Below are 20,411 nucleotides of genomic sequence, written 5' to 3'. Positions count from 1 at the left end.
GGGGCGAGAAGGGAGATGTCGGGTTGGATTCCAGGGTGTGGTCGAAATCGGGTTTTCTGTTGGTTTCCCTGATCGTGATCGTCGTCGATCAGTTGACGAAGTACATGGCCGATGCGTCATTGGAGTTCGGGCGCGCGGTAGCTGTTCTTCCTTTCTTCGATCTCCAGCTCTCCTACAACACCGGTGCAGCCTTTGGAATGCTCGGTGATGCGGGTGGCTGGCAGCGCATCCTGTTCGCCGCCATCGCCCTGGGCGTCATCGTGGCAATCCTGGTGTGGATCATCCGGCAGTCCAATGACCGCTTTGTCCACGTGCTCGGTCTGGCCCTGGTGCTTGGCGGCGCCGCCGGCAACCTGATCGATCGAGTCGCCTTCGGGCATGTCATCGATTTCGTTCTGCTTCATTGGCAAGGGCGGGGCGTCCCCAATTTCAACATTGCCGATGTCGCGATCAACGTAGGCGCCGTGATGGTGGTATTGGGGTCCTTGAAGGGCAAGGAAACGCCCGAATGAGCTAGCATCCAGAAGGATTTTCCGACGCTGGCTGACTCGAAAGTCAGGACAATCTTTCCGGCTCGTGGTTAACTCAGCGTTTTCCTACAACACCACCTCAAACAAGGACTTTTGCAATGGCTCAAGTAACCCTGAAGGGCAACCCGATCAACGTCGATGGCCAGCTGCCGCAGAAAGGCCAGCAGGCTCCGGCATTCAGCCTGGTCGGCGGCGATCTGGCCGACGTGACCCTGGCCAGCCTGAGCGGCAAGCGCAAGGTGCTGAACATCTTCCCGAGCATCGACACCCCGACCTGCGCCACTTCCGTGCGCAAGTTCAACGTCGAAGCCAGCAAGCTGCCGAACACCGTGGTCCTGTGCATCTCCGCCGACCTGCCGTTCGCCCAGAAGCGCTTCTGCGGTGCTGAAGGCCTGGAGAACGTGGTGAACCTGTCCACCATGCGCGGCGCCAACTTCCTCAAGGACTACGGCGTTGCCATCGCCAACGGCCCGCTGGTCGGCGTCGCCGCTCGTGCCGTCGTGGTGCTGGATGAGAACGACAAGGTCCTGCACAGCGAGCTGGTTGGCGAGATCGCCGATGAGCCGAACTACGCGGCTGCCATCGCCGTCCTGTAAGGGATGCGGGAATGAAGAAGGGAGGCCAATGGCCTCCCTTTTTTATTCCTCTGTCGGGTTGATCTGTGGGAGCGAATTCATTCGCGATTGAAATCGCTCCCACATTGGAAGGAGCACCTACATCAACCCGACTGACCCGCTGCGTAGGATGGGTGGAGCGGAGCGATACCCATGCTGTTGATTGATGGGTTTCTTGCCTCTACCCATCATACGGACTGCGTGGACTCCCGTAGGGTGCGCTGCGCGCACCGCGCCTTCTGCCGGCAACTCCCGGTGCGCACGGCGCACCCTACCGATCACCTCCTGCGCAGTTCGCTCCTACAGCGTCAGCTTCAAATTTCTGACCAGTGCCCCCGGCAGCAGCGCCGACCAGGTCTGGCGTTCGCCGTAGGTGCTGCTGGACAGCCGCAGCTGGCGTTCCTGGGTAAGGGCTTCCAACTGGTCGCCGAGCAGGCTGAACAGGCTGTCGTCGAAGCGCATGGTGTCCACCGGCGCCTGGATCTGGCCGTCTTCCACCCAGAAGGTGGCGAAGCGGGTCATGCCGGTCATGCGCGCGGCGGGCAGGTCGGACCAGTTCAGGTACCAGAGGTTGCCGATATAGAGGCCGTGGTCCAGTTGCTCCAGCGCCTTGTCCGCCGGCAGGGTGCCAGGGCCCATCACCAGCGACTGGGTGGCTTCATTGGCATCCGCGCAGTTGGCTTCCAGGCCGTACTCGCGAGCACTGCGGGGATAGACCAGTTGCCCGGCCAGCTTGCCGTCGCGCACCAGGGCCACGTCGCTGCGCGGTGCGCCTTCGGGGCCGAAGGCCGGGGCGAGGGCGCCGGCCACCTGTTCGTCCAGGTTCAACAGCGGACTGAAAGAAGCGCTGCCGTCCTGCAGACGCTGCAGGGGGCTTTCCTTGTTGGCCAGGGCGCGGGCCGAGAAGCCGGTCCAGGACAGCATGCCCAGCACTTCGTCCAGGGCTGCCGGAGCCAGGAAGGCGCGGTAGTCGCCGGGTTGCAGGTGGCGCACCGGCTTGCCCAGGTGTTCCAGTTGCTGGCGGGCATTGGTGAAGCGGCTGACGAAATCGGCAGCGTCCCAGCGCGCGCCGGCGTAGTCGGCCTTCACCGCCTGGTGGTTGGCGTGGAACAGGCTCCAATCGAAGTTGAAGCAGTGGGCCGCGTGCCAGCCAAGGGCGCCGAAGCTGTTGGCGAAGCCCCGGTACAGTGGCCCAGCGGCGTAGATGCCCACGAGGTCGAGGCCGTTGGCCGCCTTGTCGATCTCGGCCAGCACGCTGGTGCAGTCGGGGAGGGCAGCGTCGTCCACCGTGCGGCGGTGCCAGGCGGAGCGTTCCACTTGCAGGTACGGGTCCGGCGGCAGTTGGCAGATCACCAGACGCAGTTGCACCAGGCCTTCGGCCAGGCGCTGACGGTCGCTTTCCAGGTCGCCGGACAGGGTGATGGCGATTTCTGCGCTGCGGTCGTCGCGGATCAGGCGCAAACGTCCGATGGCCTGGGTCACATGACCGGCTTGGCGCACCTGGGCCCGGTTGAACCGGATGAATTCGGATTCCTCGGCGCTGTACCAGAGGCTGAAGTCCTCACCTGCCTGCAGGTTGGTGCGCAGGCTCTCGGCCAGGGCTGTGAAGCGGGATTCTGCGTCGGCCATCACTGGGCTCCTCCAAAGACTTCCACTTGTCTGAAGACGCATGCGGGCGAGGCATGGCCCACGCGCACCACCTGATTGGGCTCGCCCTTGCCGCAATAGGGCGTGCCGTGCACCTCGAAGGTACTGGCATCACCTACGGCAGCAAGGCTTCGCCAGAAGTGGGCGGATACGCCTCGATAGTTGGGGTTCTTCACAACGCCCCCGAGCTCGCCATTTTCAATGATCCGGCCCCATTCGCAACCGAACTGGAACTTGTTGCGGGCGTCGTCGATGGACCAGGACCGGTTGGTGCTCATCAGTACGCCGTGCTCGATGCCGGCGATGAGCTGGGCCAGGCTCTGGTCGCCCGGCTCAAGGTTGAGGTTGGCCATGCGGTCGATGGGGGCACGGTTCCAGTTGCTGGCGCGGCTGTTGGCCACGCCCGGCAGGCCGCTGCGCTGCTGGGACAGCGCACCGCCCAGGGGGCGTAGCAGCAGGCCGTTGCTGATGAGCATTTCCTTGCGCGCCGGCTGGCCGTCGTCATCAAAGTCGTAGCTGGCCAACTCTTCCGGCACGCCGGGGTCAAAGCTGATGTTCAGCAGCGTCGATCCGTACTGGTAGCGGCCAAAGTCTTCCAGGCCGAGGAAGCTGGTGCCGGCGTAGTTGCGTTCGTCGCCGAGGATGCGGTCCAGCTCCAGCGGATGGCCGATGGATTCGTGGATCTGCAGCATCATCTGGTCCGGCATCAGCAGCAGATCGGTGGTGCCGCTGGGCGCGTTGGGCGCCAGCAGCAATTGCAGGGCCTCGTCCGCCACCCTGGCCGCGGCTCCGGCAAAGCCCAGGCGCTGCAGGACTTCCATGCCGCCCTGCTGGCCGCTGCCGTAGCCGCCGAAGCTGCGGGTCTGGCTGTCGCTGCCGTCGAAGGCGGTGACGCTGATGCCCGGATAGGTGAAGCGCAGGTCCTGCCACTGCTCGGCGCCGGCGCTGTTGAGGTAGAGCTGCTCATGGCGCTGGGCGTCCAGGTAGAGGTTCCAGTTGACCAGGCGCGGGTCGTCGGGAATGTGCGCCGACTCCTCGGCGAGCAACTCGAAGCGCTCGGCAAGGCTGGGGTAGGGCTGGTCCAGCCCCGGCGAACGGTACTGAGCACTGAAAGGCGGCGACTCCAGCCGGCTCTGGTCGACCAGGGCATAGCGGGCGATCTGCCGGGCCAGCGTCTCGGCCTGGTCCAGCGCCCGCTGCAGGCCGGCCGGGCTGAGGTCGGCGGTGGCCGCGTAGGCCTCCACGCCAGCCAGGCGTACGCTGAGCATTGCGCCCATGTCCTGGCTGAGGGACGGCGGCTCGGCGACGCCCCGGCGCAGCAGGGCCTGCTCGCTGGTCTGGCGGACGACGCGCAGGGAATGGAACTCGGCGCGGCTGGTAAGGGCGGCGAAGTGCTGCCTGAAACTGTCGAACACGGAGCTCTCCCTGGTCCGGTGAAATCAGTTGTGCCCACAAAGCAGGACGATTGCAGGTCATTAAGGATAGTTCGCTGCGTCAGGCCTAGGTAAATAGCCGGTAAATTGACTTTGCCTTCTGCTTTCAACTGCTTATCGTTCACGCTCTCGCCTATCTCGACCTGAATCATGTCCCCGATCTCTGAGAAATCCCCGAACTCCCGTTCCTTCCGTAACTGGCTGGCCATCGCCGTCGCCTTGCTCGCGCTCGTGCTCCTGATCTGGTGGCTTTGGCCGGAAACCGCCGCCAAGCCTAATCACCAGGGCGGCAGGGGCGGGCCGGGGCGTCCCGGCTTCGGCGCCTTCTCGGGACCTGTGCCGGTGCGCGTCGCCACCATCACTCAGGGCGATTTCCCGGTCTATCTCAAGGCCCTGGGCACCGTTACCGCGCTGAACACGGTGAATGTGCGCGGCCGCGTCGACGGTGAGCTGGTCAAGCTGCAGTTCGAGGAGGGTCAACAGGTCAAGGCCGGCGACCTGCTCGCGGTGATCGATCCGCGTCCTTATCAGGTTGCCCTGCAGCAGGCCGAAGGCACCCTGGCGCAGAACCGCGCGCAGCTGAAGAACGCCGAAATCGACCTGGCCCGCTACAAGGGCCTGTATGCCGAAGACAGCATCGCCAAGCAGACCCTGGACACCCAGGAAGCGCTGGTGGCGCAGTATCGCGGCACCATCAAGACCAACGAGGCAGCGGTGGCCTCTGCCCGGCTGAACCTCGACTTCACCCAGGTGCGTGCACCCATCGCCGGCCGCCTGGGCCTGCGCCAGGTGGACCTGGGCAACCTGGTGAGCAGCGGCGACACCACGCCGCTGGTGGTGATCACCCAGACCCGGCCCATCAGTGTTGCCTTCACCTTGCCCGAAGGCCAGCTGCCGGAAGTGGTCAGCCGCTTCCGCTCCGGCCAGCCACTGGCGGTCGAGGCCTGGGACCGCAACGACAAACGCCTGCAAGCCGAAGGGGTGCTGCAAAGCCTGGACAACCAGATCGACACCACCACCGGCACCCTGAAGCTCAAGGCGCGTTTCGCCAATGATGACGAAATGCTCTTCCCCAACCAGTTCGTGAACATCCGCCTGCGTGCCGAGATGCTGCCGCAAGCCGTGCTGATCCCGTCCGCCGCCGTGCAGTTCGGCAGCCAGGGCACCTTCGCCTACGTGATGGACGGCGAGAAGAAGGTGAAGGTCCGCAAGCTGGAAACCGGCCCGGACGATGGCGAGCGCACCGTGGTCAAGAGCGGCCTGCAGCCGGGCGAGCGCGTGGTGCTGGAAGGCACCGACCGCCTGCGCGACGGCAGCGAAGTGGAAGTGGTGCACGACGCCGACGAAATCCCCAACCAACCCACGGAACAGCTCCAGGGCGCCAAGCCTGAAGGCCAGGACGCGAAAGGCGGCGTATGAACCTCTCTCGCCTGTTCATCCTGCGACCGGTCGCCACCACTCTGAGCATGCTGGCGATTCTCCTCGCCGGCCTGATCGCCTACCGCCTGCTGCCGGTTTCCGCGCTGCCGGAGGTGGATTACCCGACCATCCGCGTCCTCACCCTCTATCCGGGGGCCAGCCCGGACGTGATGACCAGCGCCGTCACCGCACCGCTGGAGCGCCAGTTCGGGCAGATGCCGGGGCTGACCCAGATGTCCTCCACCAGTTCTGGTGGGGCTTCGGTCATCACCCTGCGCTTCAGTCTCGAAGTGCAACTGGACGTGGCCGAGCAGGAGGTGCAGGCGGCCATCAACGCGGCCACCAACCTGCTGCCCAACGACCTGCCGGCACCGCCGGTCTACAACAAGGTCAACCCGGCCGATACCCCGGTACTGACCCTCGCCATCAGTTCGAAGACCATGCCGCTGCCCAAGCTGCATAGCCTGGTGGACACCCGCATGGCGCAGAAACTGGCGCAGATCAGCGGTGTGGGCATGGTCAGCATCGCCGGCGGCCAGCGCCAGGCGGTGCGCATTCGCGTCAACCCGGAAGCCCTGGCGGCCAACGGCCTGAACCTGTCGGACGTGCGCAGCCTGGTGAGCGCCTCCAACGTCAACCAGCCCAAGGGCAACTTCGACGGCCCCACCCGCGTGTCCATGCTGGACGCCAACGACCAGCTCAAGTCCGCCGAGGAATACGCCAACCTCATCGTCGCCTACAACAATGGCGCCGCCCTGCGACTGAAGGACGTGGCGGAGATCGTCGACGGCGCCGAGAACGAACGCCTCGCCGCCTGGGCCAACCAGAACGAGGCGGTGCTGCTGAATATCCAGCGCCAGCCGGGCGCCAACGTGATCGAAGTGGTGGATCGCATCCAGGCGCTGCTGCCGTCAATCACCGCCAACCTGCCGGCGGGTATCGATGTGGTCGTGCTCACCGACCGCACCCAGACCATCCGCGCGGCCATCACCGACGTGCGGCACGAGTTGTTCCTCGCCATCGCGCTGGTGGTGATGGTGACCTTCCTGTTCCTGCGCCGGATGAGCGCCACCATCATCCCGTCCATCGCCGTACCGTTGTCCCTGGTGGGCACCTTCGCGGTGATGTACCTGGCCGGCTTCTCCATCAACAACCTGACGCTGATGGCCCTGACCATCGCCACCGGCTTCGTGGTGGACGACGCCATCGTCATGCTGGAGAACATCGCCCGCCACCTGGAAGAGGGAGAAACGCCGCTCAACGCCGCGCTCAAGGGCGCGAAGCAGATTGGCTTCACCCTGATTTCCCTGACCTTCTCGCTGATCGCGGTACTGATCCCGCTGCTCTTCATGGCAGACGTGGTGGGCCGGCTGTTCCGCGAGTTCGCCATCACCCTGGCGGTGGCCATCCTGATCTCGCTGGTAGTGTCCCTGACCCTGACGCCGATGATGTGCGCGCGTCTGCTCAAGCGGGGGAAGAAAGAGGAGGGGGGCGGCTTCTACAAGGCCAGCGGCGATTTCATCGACGGCATGATCGAACGCTACGGCCGCGGCCTGCAGTGGGTCCTGCGGCACCAGGGCCTGACCCTGTTGGTGGCTCTCGGCACCCTGGTGCTCACCGTGGTGCTCTATCTGGCCGTGCCCAAGGGCTTCTTCCCGGTGCAGGACACCGGCGTCATCCAGGGCATTACCGAGGCGCCGCAGTCGGTGTCCTTCCGCTCGATGAGCGAACGCCAGCAGAAGATTGCTGCGCTGATCCTCAAGGACCCGGCTGTGGCCAGCCTGACCTCCTACATCGGTGTGGACGGCGACAACGTCACTCTCAACAGCGGCCGCATGCTGATCAACCTCAAGCCCCATGGCGAACGTGACGTAACCGCCAGTGAGGTAATCGCGCGCCTGCAGCCCGAGTTGGACAAACAGAGCGACATCCGCCTTTACCTGCAGCCGGTGCAGGACCTGACCATCGAGGACCGGGTCAGCCGTACCCAGTTCCAGTTCAGCCTGGAGTCCCCGGACGCCGATCTGCTCAACGAGTGGACGGTCAAGCTGGTGGACGCCCTGCGCCAGCAGCCGGAACTCTCGGACGTGGCCAGCGACCTTCAGGACAAGGGCCTGCAGGTGTACCTGAACATCGACCGCGACATGGCCGGACGCCTGGGTGTGGAGATCTCCGCCATCACCGATGCGCTCTACGACGCCTTCGGCCAGCGGCAGATCTCCACCATCTTCACCCAGGCCAGCCAGTACCGCGTGGTGCTGGAGTCCTCCGCCGGCCAGGCGATCGGCCCGCAGGCGCTGCAGCAGATCCACGTCGCCAACCGTGACGGCGGGCAGGTGCCGCTGTCGGCCCTGGCGCACGTCGAGGAACGCCAGACCCAACTGGCCATCAACCATATCGGCCAGTTCCCGGCGGTGACCCTGTCCTTCAACCTGGCTCCGGGCGTTGCCCTGGGCGAGGCGGTGGCGGTGATCGAGCGGGTGCAGCAGGACATCGGCATGCCGGAAGGCATCCAGACCCGCTTCCAGGGCGCGGCCGCAGCCTTCCAGGCGTCCCTGTCCAGCACCCTGCTGCTGATCCTGGCGGCGGTGGTGACCATGTACATCGTGCTGGGCGTGCTCTACGAGAGCTACATCCACCCGGTGACCATCCTCTCCACGCTGCCGTCGGCGGGCGTCGGCGCCTTGCTGGCGCTGCTGCTGACCGGCAACGACCTGGGCCTGATCGCCATCATCGGCATCATCCTGCTGATCGGCATCGTGAAGAAGAACGCCATCATGATGATCGACTTCGCCCTGGAGGCGGAGCGGCACCAGGGCATGTCGCCCGAGGCGGCCATCTACCAGGCTGCGCTGCTGCGCTTCCGGCCGATCCTGATGACCACCCTGGCGGCCCTGTTCGGCGCCGTGCCGCTGATGCTCGCCACCGGCTCCGGGGCCGAGCTGCGCCAGCCGCTCGGCCTGGTGATGGTCGGCGGCCTGCTGCTTTCCCAGGTACTGACCCTGTTCACCACCCCGGTGATCTACCTGGCCTTCGACCGCCTGGCCCGCCGCTTCACCGGCCGCAGCGCGGCGGGGGTGCAAGCGTGAAGCTGATTCGCTGCACGACATCACGTCGTACCACCGGTGCGCACGGCGCACCCTACCGGATCGGCGTCATCCTGCTGGCCCGTGCATTCAACATCGCCCCCTCAATGCGTACCCAGACCGTAGGGTGCGCTGTGCGCACCGATTCCGCGATCGGCTTCCGCACCACATCAAACCGCCGGGCTGGGGTGAGGGTAGCCAAGCCCCGCTCGACCTCCAGCATCGCCCACCATCCCTCATCCGACCCTTCGGGCCACCTTCTCCCAGAGGGAGAAGGGAAATGAACCTCTCCGCCCCCTTCATCCATCGCCCGGTCGCCACCATGCTGCTGAGCCTGGCGATCCTGCTGCTGGGCAGCGTCAGCTTCGGCCTGCTGCCGGTGTCGCCGCTGCCGCAGATGGATTTCCCGGTGATCACCGTGCAGGCCAACCTGCCCGGCGCCAGCCCGGAGATCATGGCGTCCAGCGTCACCACGCCTTTGGAACGCTCGCTGGGCACCATCGCCGGCATCAACCAGATGACCAGCCGTACCAGCCAGGGCTCGACGCGGATCATCGTGCAGTTCGACCTGGACCGTGACATCAACGGCGCCGCACGCGATGTGCAGGCGGCCATCAACGCCTCGCGCAACCTGCTGCCCAGCGGTATGCGCAGCATGCCCACCTACAAGAAGGTCAACCCGTCCCAGGCGCCGATCATGGTCCTGTCGCTGACCTCCGACGTGAAGGAGAAAGGTGAGCTCTACGACCTGGCGTCGACCATCCTTGCCCAGAGCCTGTCCCAGGTTAAGGGCGTGGGCGAAGTGCAGATCGGCGGCAGCTCCCTGCCGGCGGTGCGGGTGGAGCTGGAACCGCAACTGCTGACCCAGTACGGCATCGCCCTGGACGACGTGCGCAGCACCATCGCCGCCGCCAACCAGCGTCGACCCAAGGGCGCGGTGGAAGACGCCGAGCGCCACTGGCAGGTGGGCGCCAACGACCAACTGGAGAAGGCCGCCGACTATGCGCCGTTGATCATCCGCTACCAGGACGGCGCCGCCCTGCGCCTGGGCGATGTGGCCAAGGTCCGCGACGCAGTGGAAGACCGTTACAACAGCGGATTCTTCAACGACGACTCGGCGGTGCTGCTGGTGATCAACCGCCAGGCTGGCGCCAACATCATCGAGACCATCGAAAGCATCAAGCAGCAACTGCCCGCGTTGCAGGCGGTTCTGCCGGCCAGCGTCAAGCTGGACCTGGCCATGGACCGCTCGCCGGTGATCCGCGCCACCCTGCACGAAGCCGAACGCACCCTGCTGATCGCCGTCGGCCTGGTGATACTGGTCGTCTACCTGTTCCTGGGCAACCTGCGTGCCTCGCTGATCCCGGCGCTGGCGGTGCCGGTGTCCCTGGTGGGCACGTTCGCCGTGATGTACCTGATGGGCTTCTCGCTCAACGTGCTGTCGCTGATGGCGCTGATCCTCGCCGCCGGCCTGGTTGTGGACGATGCCATCGTGGTGCTGGAAAACATCTCACGGCACATCAACGAGGGCATGGCGCCGTTCAAGGCGGCGCTGCAGGGCACCCGTGAAGTCGGCTTCACCCTGTTGTCCATGAACCTCTCGCTGGTGGCGGTGTTCGTCTCCATCCTGTTCATGGGCGGCATCATCGACCGGCTGTTCCGCGAGTTCTCCTTGACCCTGGCGGTGGCCATCCTGGTCTCGCTGCTGGTGTCCCTGACCCTGACGCCGATGCTCTGCGCGCGCTGGCTCAAGCCCCACGTGCCGGACAAGGACAGCCGCCTGCAACGCTGGAGCGAGGCCCTGCATACGCGCATGGTCGGCGTCTACGACCGGACCCTGAGCGTAGCCCTGCGCCATCCGCGTCTGACCCTGGCCAGCCTGCTGCTCACCATCGGCTGCAACATCGCGCTCTACGTGCTGGTGCCCAAGACCTTCCTGCCGCAGCAGGACACCGGCCAGCTGATCGGCTTCATCCGTGGCGATGACGGCCTGTCCTTCACCGTGATGCAGCCGAAGATGGAAATCTTCCGCCGCGCCGTCCTCAAGGACCCGGCGGTGGAGAGCGTGGCGGGCTTCATCGGCGGCAGTGGCGGCATCAATAACGCGTTCTTGATCGTGCGCCTGAAGCCCATTGCCGAGCGCAAGGCATCCGCGCAGAAGGTGATCGAACGCCTGCGCGCCGACCTGCCCAAGGTGCCCGGCGGCCGCCTGATGCTGATGGCCGACCAGGACCTGCAGTTCGGTGGTGGCCGCGAGCAGCGCAGCTCGCAGTACGAGTACGTGCTGCAGAGCGGCGAGCTGTCCGATCTGCGCACCTGGGGGCCGAAAGTCACCGCCGCGCTCAAGGCATTGCCGGAACTCACCGCCATCGACGCCAACGAAGGGGAGGGTGCCCAACAGGTCACCCTGCAGGTGGACCGCGACACCGCCAAGCGCCTGGGCATCGACATGTCCATGGTCACCACCGCCCTGAACAACGCCTACAGCCAGCGGCAGATCTCCACCATCTACGACACCCTGAACCAGTATCAGGTGGTGATGGAGGTTAACCCGAAGTACGCCCAGGACCCGGAAACCCTCAAGCAGGTCCAACTGGTCACCGCCGATGGCCAGCGGGTGCCGCTGTCCAGCTTCGCCCGCTACGAGCGCAGCCTGGAGGAAGACCGGGTCAACCACGAGGGCCAGTTCGCCTCGGAGAGCATCGCCTTCGACCTGGCGCCCGGCGTCAGCCTGGACAAGGCCACCGTGGCCATCGAGAAGGCGGTGGCCGCCATCGGCCTGCCCAGCTCGGTGATCGCCCGCATGGGCGGCAGCGCCGACGCCTTCCAGGCCACCCAGCAGAACCAGCCGTGGATGATCCTCGCCGCCCTGGTGCTGGTGTACCTGGTGCTCGGCATCCTCTACGAGAGCTACATCCACCCGCTGACCATCCTCTCGACGCTGCCGTCGGCAGGCGTCGGCGCGTTGCTGGCGATCCTGCTCACCGGCGGCGAGTTCAGCCTGATCTCGCTGTTGGGGCTGTTCCTGCTGATCGGCGTGGTGAAGAAGAACGCCATCATGATGATCGACCTCGCCTTGCAGCTGGAACGCCAGGAAGGCATGGGTCCGGAAGATTCCATCCGCCAGGCTTGCCTGCTGCGTCTGCGGCCGATCCTGATGACCACCATCGCCGCCATCCTCGGCGCTGTTCCGCTGCTGATCGGCGGGACCGAGGGTGCGGAAATGCGCCAGCCGTTGGGCGTGGCCATCATTGGCGGCCTGGTGCTGAGCCAGTTGCTGACCCTCTACACCACCCCCGTGGTCTACCTCTACCTCGACCGTCTGCGCCATCGCTTCAACCGCTGGCGTGGCGTGCGCACTGACGCCGCTCTGGAAACACCCCTATGAACACCGCTGCCACTTCCCTGAAACCCCTGCGTCGCGCCATGGCCCTGGCCTTCGCCGGCCTGCTGCTCGGCGGCTGCGCCATCGGCCCGGACTACAAGCGTCCGGAACAGAGCGTACCCGCGCAGTTCAAGCATGCCGAAGGCTGGACCCTGGCGAGCCCTGCGGACCTGGAGCACCGTGGCCGCTGGTGGGAGCTTTACGGCGACGCCACCCTCAACGACCTGCAGCAGCGCCTGGAACAGTCCAACCAGACCCTGGCCCAGTCGGTCGCCCAGTACCGCCAGGCCCAGGCATTGGCCCGTGGCGCCCGCGCTTCGTTCTTCCCCACGGTGACTGGCAATGTGGCCAAGACCCGCTCGGGGCAGGGCGGCGGCGACAGCACCGTGCGCCTGTCCGATGGCTCCACGGTCACCAGCTCCGGCGGCGGTGGCGTGTCCAAGAGCTACGACGCCAGCCTTGGCGTGAACTGGGAAATCGACCTGTGGGGCAAGCTGCGCCGCCAACTTGAGTCCGACACCGCGAACATGCAGGCCAGCGCCGCTGACCTCGCCGCTGCGCGCCTCAGCCTGCAATCGGAGCTGGCGCAGAACTACCTGCAACTGCGCGTGCTGGACGCTCAGAAGCGCCTGCTGGAAGCGACCATCGCCGGTTATCAGCGCGCCCTGACCTTGACCCAGAACCAGTACAGGGCGGGCATCGTCACCCGTGCCGACGTGGCCCAGGCCACTACGCAGCTAAAGAGCACCGAAGCCCAGGCCATCGACCTCAAGTACCAGCGCGCGCAACTGGAGAACGCCATCGCCGTGCTGGTCGGCGTGCCACCGGCGGAGTTCAGCCTGGCCGAGGTGGACAGCGTCCCGGCACTGCCGAGCGTGCCGGCCCTGCTGCCGTCGCAACTGCTGGAACGCCGCCCGGATGTGGCCTCGGCCGAACGTGACGTGATGTCCGCCAACGCCCAGATAGGCGTCGCCAAGTCGGCCTACTTCCCCAGCCTCAGCCTCAGTGCCGCCGGCGGCTACCGCACCGGCAGCCTGCACGACTGGATCACCACGCCGAACCGCTTCTGGTCCATCGGGCCGGAATTCGCCATGACCCTGTTCGACGGTGGCCTGATCCGCTCCCAGGTAGCCCAGGCCGAAGCCAGCTACGACCAGACCGTCGCCGCCTACCGCCAGACCGTGTTGGACAGCTTCCGCGAAACCGAGGACTACATGGTCCAGCTCGACGTGCTGGAAGAGGAGAGTGGGGTACAGCAGGAAGCCCTGGACGCGGCACGCGAAGCCCTGCGCCTGATCACCAACCAGTACAAGGCCGGCACGGTGGACTACAACAGCGTGGTCACCAACCAGGCCACCGCGCTGAACAACGAACGCACCGTCCTGACCCTCATGGGTACTCGCCTGACCACCAGCGTCCAGCTTATCGCCGCGTTGGGTGGGGGATGGGACCAGGGACAGCTGGAGCAGGTGGATTCGGATTCCGAAGTGACTCCGTGATCGCTTTTCTGTGGGAGCGAATTCATTCGCGAATGAATTCGCTCCCACAGGGCAGGACTGCGTCCTGCTTGGCGAATGAATTCGCCCCTACAACGGGTACGCATTCGTAGGATGGCGTAGAGCGAAGCGAAACCCATCGAAAGCCAGCCAGCTGCCGCACTCAACCACCACACAACGCCTTCAACCGCTCAACCAACTCCTCCTCCGCACGCCCCAATCCCTTTCTCCCATAGAGCGCCAGCCGCAATCCCTGGATTTCCGGCAGGTCTTCCGCCTTGCCAAGCAGCCGATGCTCCGGCCCCAGCACGCGCAACGGCAGCAGGCTGACGCCCAGTCCCGTCGCCACCGCCGCGCGCACACTGGCCAGGCTGGCGCTGGAGTAGGCGATGCGCCAGCGTCGGCCCTGCACATCGAGGCCATGGAGCATCTCGTTGCGATACAACCCACCGCTGGGGAAGACCACCAGGGGCAGCGGCTCGCGGCCATAGGCCGGGCGGGAGGCGCTGTCCACCCAGCCCAGTGGTTCCGGCCAGGACGCCAGGCTGTCGCCGCCATCGCCCATGCGCTTGACCAGCAGCAGGTCGAACTCGCCGCCCTGGTACAGGCGCAACAGTTCCGGGCTGAGGCCGCTGGTCACCTCCAGGCGCACGCCGGGCCAGGCGGCGGAGAATTCCGCGAGTACCGGCATCAGGCGTTCGGCGGCGAAGTCCTCGGGTACTCCCAGGCGCAGCACGCCGCTACCGGGCTGGTGGCGCAGTACCTCGGCGGCTTCGTCTTGCAGGGCGAGGATGCGCCGGGCGTAGCCGAGCAACTGTTCGCCTTCGGCGGTTGCCACCACCTGGCGCTGGCTGCGATCGAGCAGGCGGCAGCCGAGGCTTTCCTCCAGCCGGCGCAACTGCTGGCTGACGGTGGACTGGGTGAGGTGCAGGCGTTCGGCGGCGCGGGTGAAGTTCCCGCAATCGGCAACGGCGACGAAACTGCGCAGGAGAAGGGGATCGAACATGGATGTATTCCAGGTACCACTGATAGGCATGGTTATATTTAATTTCAGAATACTTGACCAGCCGGACATAATTTCGCGCATTCGACCAAGTGCGGAGGCGAACCATGAAAGCCGGACTCATTCAGTGCCTGTTCCTGGCCAGTGGCCTGTTGATCGCAGCGCAGGCCAAGGCGGATGACAGTGCAGCCCAACGCCTGCTGCAAGCTGCCGGAGCGGGCGACCTGGGCAGCGTAGAAAACCTGCTGCAACAGGGCGTGCCGGTGGATGTGCGCGATGGCCAGGGCAACACGCCCCTGCTGCTCGCCACTGCCGCCAACCGGGTGGACGTGGCCCGCCGCCTGATCGAGGCCGGCGCCGACGTCAATCTGCAGAACCGCATGCAGGACAGCGCCTACCTGCTGGCGGGCGCCAGCGGCCACCAGCAGATCCTCGAACTGACCCTGGCCCACGGCGCCGACCTGCGCAGCACCAACCGTTTCGGCGGCACCGCGCTGATCCCCGCCTGCGAGCGTGGCCATGTGGACACCGTCCGCACTCTCATCGCTGCCGGCGTCGACCTCGACCACGTCAACAAGCTCGGTTGGACTTGCCTGCTGGAGGCCGTGCTGCTGGGCGACGGCGGACCGGCTCACCAGCGCATCGTCGAGCTGCTGATTGCCGCCGATGCCGACCTCGACCTGGCCGACAACGAAGGCGTCACCCCCTTGCAACATGCCGAACAGCGCGGACAGCAGGCCATCGCCGCCACGCTGCGCGCCGCCGGCGCCCGTTGATTGATGGAGCACCCCATGTCTGAAGATCGCAACTACCTGGAACAGGCCGTGGAACTGGCGCGGCAGAATGTGGAGCAGGGCGGCCGCCCGTTCGGCGCGCTGCTGGTGCGTGACGGCCAGGTGCTGGCCCGCGCGGTGAATGAAATCCACCTGACCCAGGATCCCACCTGCCACGCTGAACTCCAGGCCATCCGCGCCGCCAGTCGGCAATTGGGCCCGCGCCTGGACGGCTGCGTGATCTACGCCAGCGGCCAGCCGTGTCCCATGTGCCTGGCGGCCATGCATATGTGCGGCGTGAGCCGCGTGGTGTTCGCTGCGGCCAATGCCGTGGGCGAGCCTTTCGGCCTGTCCACAGCGGCCGTGTACCAGCAGATGGCGCTGCCTCTGGACGCGCAGAAGCTGGACATCCAGCACCTGCCGCAACCGGCCATGAGCGAAATCTATGCACGCTGGCAGGCCCTGCATGCCGCGCGCTGACCGTCTCGATAACCTCGCTGCCTGGGCGCTGCTGGTCGTCGTCGGGCTGAACCTGAGACCCATCCTCGCGTCGGTCAGTCCGCTTCTGGCCGACATCCGCAGCGCCACCGGCATGGGCTTCCAGACCGCCGCGCTGCTGACCACGCTGCCGGTCATCTGCATGGGATTGGTGGCACTGCTGAGCAACAAACTGGGTGGCCTGGGCGAACGACGCGGCATTGGCCTCGGGCTCGCGCTGATCGCTGGTGCCTGCCTGGCGCGGCTGCTGTGTGGCCAGGCCGGCCCGCTGCTGGCGACCGCCTTGCTGGGTGGCGCCGGTGTGGCGCTGATCCAGGCACTGCTGCCCGCGGTGATCAAGCGGCGGTTCGAGGGCCGGGTGGCGTTGGCCATGGGCGTGTATTCCGCCTCCCTGATGGGCGGTGGTGGCATGGCAGCGCTGACCAGCCCGTTGTTGGCCCATCACTTCGAGCACTGGCAGGCGGGGCTTGGGCTCTGGCTGGTGCCGGCGTTGCTGGCCCTGGTGCTTTGGCTGTCGCGACCCTTGCCGAGCCCTGCGCCTGTATCCGGCGGCCGGTCCGTGAGCTTCATGGGCAATCGCCGCGCCTGGCTGCTCGCCCTGTATTTCGGCCTGGTCAACTGCGGCTACATGAGCATGGTCGCCTGGCTGCCGGCCTACTATCAGCAACTCGGCTGGAGCCCGACCCGCAGCGGCTCGCTGCTGGCCTTCATGACTATCTTCCAGGTGATCGCGGCCCTGGGCATGCCCGCCCTGGCGCAACGCGGCACGGACCGTCGGCCGCTGCTGTCGGTGAGCCTCATTGCCCAGGCAGTGGGCTTCGCCGGGTTGATCTGGGCGCCCCTGGAACTGTTCGCCCTGTGGATCGCCCTGATCGGCTTTGGCCTGGGGGCGTGCTTCGCCCTCAGTCTGATCCTCACCCTCGACCACCGGCGCGATCCCCGCGAGGCGGGCCAACTGGCCGCCTTCGTGCAGGGCGTGGGCTTCCTGATCAACGCTGTGTCGCCCTGGCTCAGCGGTTGGCTGCGGGAGGTCACCGGCGGCTTCACCGCCGCCTGGCTGGTACTGGTGGTCGGCGTGCTGCTGATGCTGGGGGTGACCCGGTTGTTCAGCCCGGCCAGCTATCGGTCAGTAGTGGGCAAGGAGCCGGTGCCTGGATTGGGGTAGGGTGCGCCGTGCGCACCAGCGGTGTGACGGGGTGCCGAAGCCGATCCTGGAGTCGGTGCGCGCAGCGCACCCTACAGGCGCCGGATAGCCGGTCCCGCACAGTGCTCCATCTACGGCTATACCACTGAAAAGGCCCCCGCAAGCGGCACCAGCCGTGGCTTTGAGGGCCGTTCGGGAGAGCCATATGCCAGAAACTGCCAGAACCGCAATCGTCACCGGAGCGTCCCGGGGTATCGGCGCCGCCATCGCTCGCCGTCTCGCAGCCGATGGCATCCAGGTGGTCGTCAATTACGCCACGCGGCCGGAAGCCGCCGAGCGGGTAGTGGACGAAATCAGACGGGCGGGGGGCAGGGCTTATCCGGTGCTGGCCGATGTCAGCGATCCGGTGGCGGTCGCAGTGCTGTTCGACCAGACGGAAATGGAGTTCGGCGCCATCGACATCCTGGTGAACAACGCCGGGGTGATCCAGCCTGGCCTGGTGCCGCTGGCCGATACCGAAATGGCGCTCTATGACCGGATGTTCGCCATCAACACGCGCGGGACTTTCAACACCCTCAAGATGGCTGCCTCGCGCCTGCGCAGCGGCGGGCGCATCGTCAACCTGTCCAGCAGCGTGGTGGGGATGGGACTGCCGGGCTACGCCATCTACGCGGCGTCGAAGGCGGCGGTGGAAACCATGAGCGCGATCTTCGCCCGCGAATTGCGTGGCCGCTGCATCTCGGTCAACTGCGTGGCGCCGGGGCCCACGGCCACCAACCTGTTCCTCGACGGCAAGCCGCCGGAGCTGGTGGAGCGCCTGACCAAGCAGGCCCCGCTGGAACGTCTCGGCAACCCCGAGGACATCGCCAACCTGGTGGCCTTCCTGGTTGGCCCGGAGGGTGCCTGGGTCAATGGCCAGACGTTGCGCGTCAATGGCGGCATCATCTGAGAGCCTGCTCACGATCGGCTGCGCGTCGGAATAGCTCTCTTCTCTAGCTCGCGCGATCGTGAGCACGCTCCACGAGGAGGTTGCATGAACGGCTATCAACTCACTCTCTACACCCAGCAGAACCGCCGTCACGAGGGCAAGATGCTCGCCGACTGGATCGTCGCCCTGGCCATGGAAATGGGCCTGCGCGGGGCCACCCTGGTTTCCGGTATCGAAGGGTTCGGGCGTACCAAACACTTCCATTCCCACCACTTCTTCGAGATGGCCGACCAACCCATGCTGATCCTCCTGGCCCTCAGCGAAGCGGAGTGCGACGCCCTGCTCAAGCGCCTGGAAGAGGAGGGCGTGACGCTGTTCTACGTAAAGGTACCAGCGGAATTCGGCCTGCTGGGCGCGCCAGTGGATGCCTGAGCCGCGGCTCTGCGACAATCGCCGCTTCCTCCACCCGCAAGGCCGCCTGATGAACCCCGAAGACCTGCTGCTCCTGGTCACCCGCGAGATGCCCTACGGCAAGTACAAGGGCCGCCTGATCGCCGACCTGCCCGGGCACTACCTCAACTGGTTCGCCCGCGAAGGCTTCCCCAAAGGCGAGATCGGACGGCTGCTGATGCTCATGCAGGAGATCGACCACAACGGGCTGAAGCCGTTGCTGGAGCCGTTGCGCAAGGGTAGGGCGCCGACGCGAGGTTGAACCCTGCCACCCTCTCCCCCGTCCCCTCTCCCTGAAGCGGAGAGGGGACGGGGGAGAGGGACATGTCCCGCTCAGCGCTAACCCCTCAATTCCGTCCGATAACCGCCCACTCCGCCGTACCCCATCCCCCCATCAGCCGCTCTAGCTCAGGGCAGGCGCCATTGTTCTCGATTCGCAAACACTCATATCGCTGAAACCGGAATTGTTGGTGGTGAGGGCCGCTTGTAGCTTGCGCCCCAACCGGACAGCCAGACCCGCACTGCCAGTGGGAGGTGTCCGCATCAGGCTGACTAATAAAAACAAGGTAGCTGCCATGATTCCTCGCAAGCATCGTTCCGCATCCTCCCTGTTCGCTCCGGTCCTGGCGGCCGCCGCGCTGTTTCCCGTATTCACCCAGGCCGCCGAGCCGGGTCCGTCCGGTTCGCTGTTCCGCAGCGCCTTCGGTGATGGCCTGGAAAAGGATTACGGCATCAAGGTCCATGGCTGGGCCCAGGCTGGCTGGATCTACAACGACAACGGCAGTGACGACGTGAGCAAGCAGGCTTTCTTCAATAACGACGAAGGCTTCAACCTCAACCAGTTCGCCCTGGCCATCGAGAAGACCCCCAAGGGCAACGTGGTGGGCCGTGTCGGTCCGTTCCCGGGGCCGATGCCGCAGGAAGCCGACTGGGGCTTCAACGTCACCGCGCTCTATGGCAAGGACGCGCGCTTCTTCAAGACCTACGGCTTCGACGAAGACTTCGGCGTCAACCGCAGCGCAGACGCCAACGACGAGAACTTCAACATCGCCCAGGCCTACCTGGACTTCTACATCCCGGTACTCGGCGGCTCCAACCTGATGCTCGGCGTCTTCCACACCCCGCTGGAGAACGAGATCGGCTTCGCCCTGGGCAGCCCGGCACCGGCGGACTTCTACAGCCACACCTATTCCTTCATGCACGGCCCGGCCAAGCACACCGGCGCGCTGTACTCCTTCAAGCTGCCCCAGGAAGAGGGCGGCAGCATGCTCGGCTTCGAGCTGGGCCTGGTGCAGGGCTGGAACAACATGCAGGACCCCAACGGCGACCCGGACGTGATCGCCAACCTGCGCTGGCGCTCGGCGGACTTCCGCACCTGGGTGGATTGGGAAAACATCTACGGCAATGGCGCGGGCGACAGTTTTGCCGAGTGCGCCTGCGGCTCGCCGATCCCGGCCGGGACCGATGACCAGGACCTGACCCGCTACGCCTCCTACCTGACGGTTTCCCATGTGCTCGACGAGCGCAACCGGGTCGCCGTGGAATTCAACTACGGCCAGCAGGAGGGCGCGGCCTTTGCCGCCTTCGCCAACAAGGACAATGCCCACTGGTACGGCACCGACGTTAATTGGTACCACCGACTGGGCGACAACCTGATGTGGAACAGCCGTGCCGAGTGGTTCTACACCGACGCCCCGGTACACGTGGTGATGGCCAACATCGACCCGCAGACCGGCATCCCCGACCCGAGCTGGGGCAGCTTCTACGGCTTCACCACCAACCTGGCCTGGACGCCGGTGCCCAACGTCCGCCTGCGCCCCGAGCTGCGCTACGACATCCACAGCGGCAACGGCCGCGACGCCTTCGGCGACGGCCAGGAAGACAGCCAACTGGTGGGCTCCTTCGACATCACCGTCTTCTTCTGATCCAGCTCCAACCTACTGCCATCCCGGTCGGGCCACCTCGTGTGCCCGCGCCGGGCCTCATTCTCCAATCGAGGCAACCG

16 protein-coding genes are annotated in these 20,411 nt (G+C 65.9%); 13 read left to right on the top strand and 3 right to left on the bottom strand.

Annotated features, from left to right (window positions below):
* Positions 1-23 precede the first annotated feature (23 nt).
* Positions 24-512 carry a signal peptidase II gene (gene lspA, locus E8E91_RS03470; protein ID WP_280374620.1) on the top strand — a complete coding sequence of 163 codons (489 nt, stop codon included), beginning with the start codon at positions 24-26 and terminating at the stop codon, positions 510-512.
* Between the two features lie 116 nt (positions 513-628).
* Entirely contained in the window at positions 629-1,126 is a 498-nt protein-coding gene (tpx, locus tag E8E91_RS03465) for a thiol peroxidase (protein ID WP_280367511.1), read from the top strand.
* A gap of 318 nt (positions 1,127-1,444) precedes the next feature.
* Here tpx and E8E91_RS03460 read toward each other — a convergent pair whose 3' ends face one another.
* Positions 1,445-2,773: a TldD/PmbA family protein gene (locus E8E91_RS03460; RefSeq protein WP_280374619.1), complete on the bottom strand. Its 1,329-nt coding sequence runs from the start codon at positions 2,771-2,773 to the stop codon at positions 1,445-1,447.
* The gene (locus tag E8E91_RS03455) at positions 2,773-4,206 is read right to left on the bottom strand and encodes a TldD/PmbA family protein (RefSeq protein WP_280374618.1); all 1,434 of its coding nucleotides are present in this window, start codon (positions 4,204-4,206) and stop codon (positions 2,773-2,775) included. The genes E8E91_RS03460 and E8E91_RS03455 overlap by 1 nt, the downstream gene beginning before the upstream one ends.
* 168 nt (positions 4,207-4,374) lie before the next feature.
* Here E8E91_RS03455 and E8E91_RS03450 point away from each other — a divergent pair, with 168 nt between their 5' ends.
* The 4 genes from E8E91_RS03450 to E8E91_RS03435 all read left to right on the top strand — a co-directional run bounded on the left by E8E91_RS03450 (position 4,375) and on the right by E8E91_RS03435 (position 13,613).
* Positions 4,375-5,643, top strand: a complete 1,269-nt coding sequence (locus tag E8E91_RS03450) for an MdtA/MuxA family multidrug efflux RND transporter periplasmic adaptor subunit (RefSeq protein ID WP_280374617.1) — start codon at positions 4,375-4,377, stop codon at positions 5,641-5,643.
* On the top strand, positions 5,640-8,732 hold the full coding sequence (locus E8E91_RS03445) for an MdtB/MuxB family multidrug efflux RND transporter permease subunit (RefSeq protein ID WP_280374616.1): 3,093 nt from the start codon (positions 5,640-5,642) through the stop codon (positions 8,730-8,732). The genes E8E91_RS03450 and E8E91_RS03445 overlap by 4 nt, the downstream gene beginning before the upstream one ends.
* Before the next feature lie 277 nt (positions 8,733-9,009).
* Positions 9,010-12,117, top strand: coding sequence for a multidrug efflux RND transporter permease subunit (locus E8E91_RS03440; protein ID WP_280374615.1), 3,108 nt, complete (start codon positions 9,010-9,012; stop codon positions 12,115-12,117).
* 38 nt (positions 12,118-12,155) lie between these two features.
* Complete coding sequence (locus E8E91_RS03435; protein ID WP_280374648.1) at positions 12,156-13,613, top strand: efflux transporter outer membrane subunit; 1,458 nt, start codon at positions 12,156-12,158, stop codon at positions 13,611-13,613.
* Between the two features lie 160 nt (positions 13,614-13,773).
* Here E8E91_RS03435 and E8E91_RS03430 read toward each other — a convergent pair whose 3' ends face one another.
* Complete coding sequence (locus E8E91_RS03430) at positions 13,774-14,616, bottom strand: LysR substrate-binding domain-containing protein (RefSeq protein WP_280374614.1); 843 nt, start codon at positions 14,614-14,616, stop codon at positions 13,774-13,776.
* Positions 14,617-14,720: 104 nt separating this feature from the next.
* Between E8E91_RS03430 and E8E91_RS03425 the strand changes: the two genes are divergently transcribed.
* From E8E91_RS03425 to E8E91_RS03395, 7 genes are all read left to right on the top strand, one after another.
* The gene (locus tag E8E91_RS03425; RefSeq protein ID WP_280374613.1) at positions 14,721-15,389 is read left to right on the top strand and encodes an ankyrin repeat domain-containing protein; all 669 of its coding nucleotides are present in this window, start codon (positions 14,721-14,723) and stop codon (positions 15,387-15,389) included.
* A gap of 15 nt (positions 15,390-15,404) precedes the next feature.
* On the top strand, positions 15,405-15,866 hold the full coding sequence (locus E8E91_RS03420; protein ID WP_280367494.1) for a nucleoside deaminase: 462 nt from the start codon (positions 15,405-15,407) through the stop codon (positions 15,864-15,866).
* Positions 15,853-17,049: a CynX/NimT family MFS transporter gene (locus tag E8E91_RS03415; RefSeq protein WP_280374612.1), complete on the top strand. Its 1,197-nt coding sequence runs from the start codon at positions 15,853-15,855 to the stop codon at positions 17,047-17,049. Before E8E91_RS03420 ends, E8E91_RS03415 begins: the two co-directional genes overlap by 14 nt.
* A 184-nt stretch (positions 17,050-17,233) precedes the next feature.
* Positions 17,234-17,977, top strand: coding sequence for an SDR family oxidoreductase (locus tag E8E91_RS03410; protein ID WP_190834201.1), 744 nt, complete (start codon positions 17,234-17,236; stop codon positions 17,975-17,977).
* An 84-nt stretch (positions 17,978-18,061) separates the two neighbouring features.
* On the top strand, positions 18,062-18,388 hold the full coding sequence (locus tag E8E91_RS03405) for a DUF190 domain-containing protein (protein WP_280374611.1): 327 nt from the start codon (positions 18,062-18,064) through the stop codon (positions 18,386-18,388).
* A gap of 49 nt (positions 18,389-18,437) precedes the next feature.
* The gene (locus E8E91_RS03400; protein WP_280374647.1) at positions 18,438-18,668 is read left to right on the top strand and encodes a DUF3820 family protein; all 231 of its coding nucleotides are present in this window, start codon (positions 18,438-18,440) and stop codon (positions 18,666-18,668) included.
* 313 nt (positions 18,669-18,981) lie between these two features.
* On the top strand, positions 18,982-20,331 hold the full coding sequence (locus E8E91_RS03395) for an outer membrane beta-barrel protein (RefSeq protein WP_280374610.1): 1,350 nt from the start codon (positions 18,982-18,984) through the stop codon (positions 20,329-20,331).
* Positions 20,332-20,411: the final 80 nt, after the last annotated feature.

Origin of the sequence: Pseudomonas sp. BN515 (genome assembly GCF_029873155.1) — a bacterium.
Lineage (GTDB): Bacteria > Pseudomonadota > Gammaproteobacteria > Pseudomonadales > Pseudomonadaceae > Metapseudomonas.
Note: the sequence above shows the minus strand (reverse complement) of the source record. Positions and strands in the feature narration are given on the sequence as shown.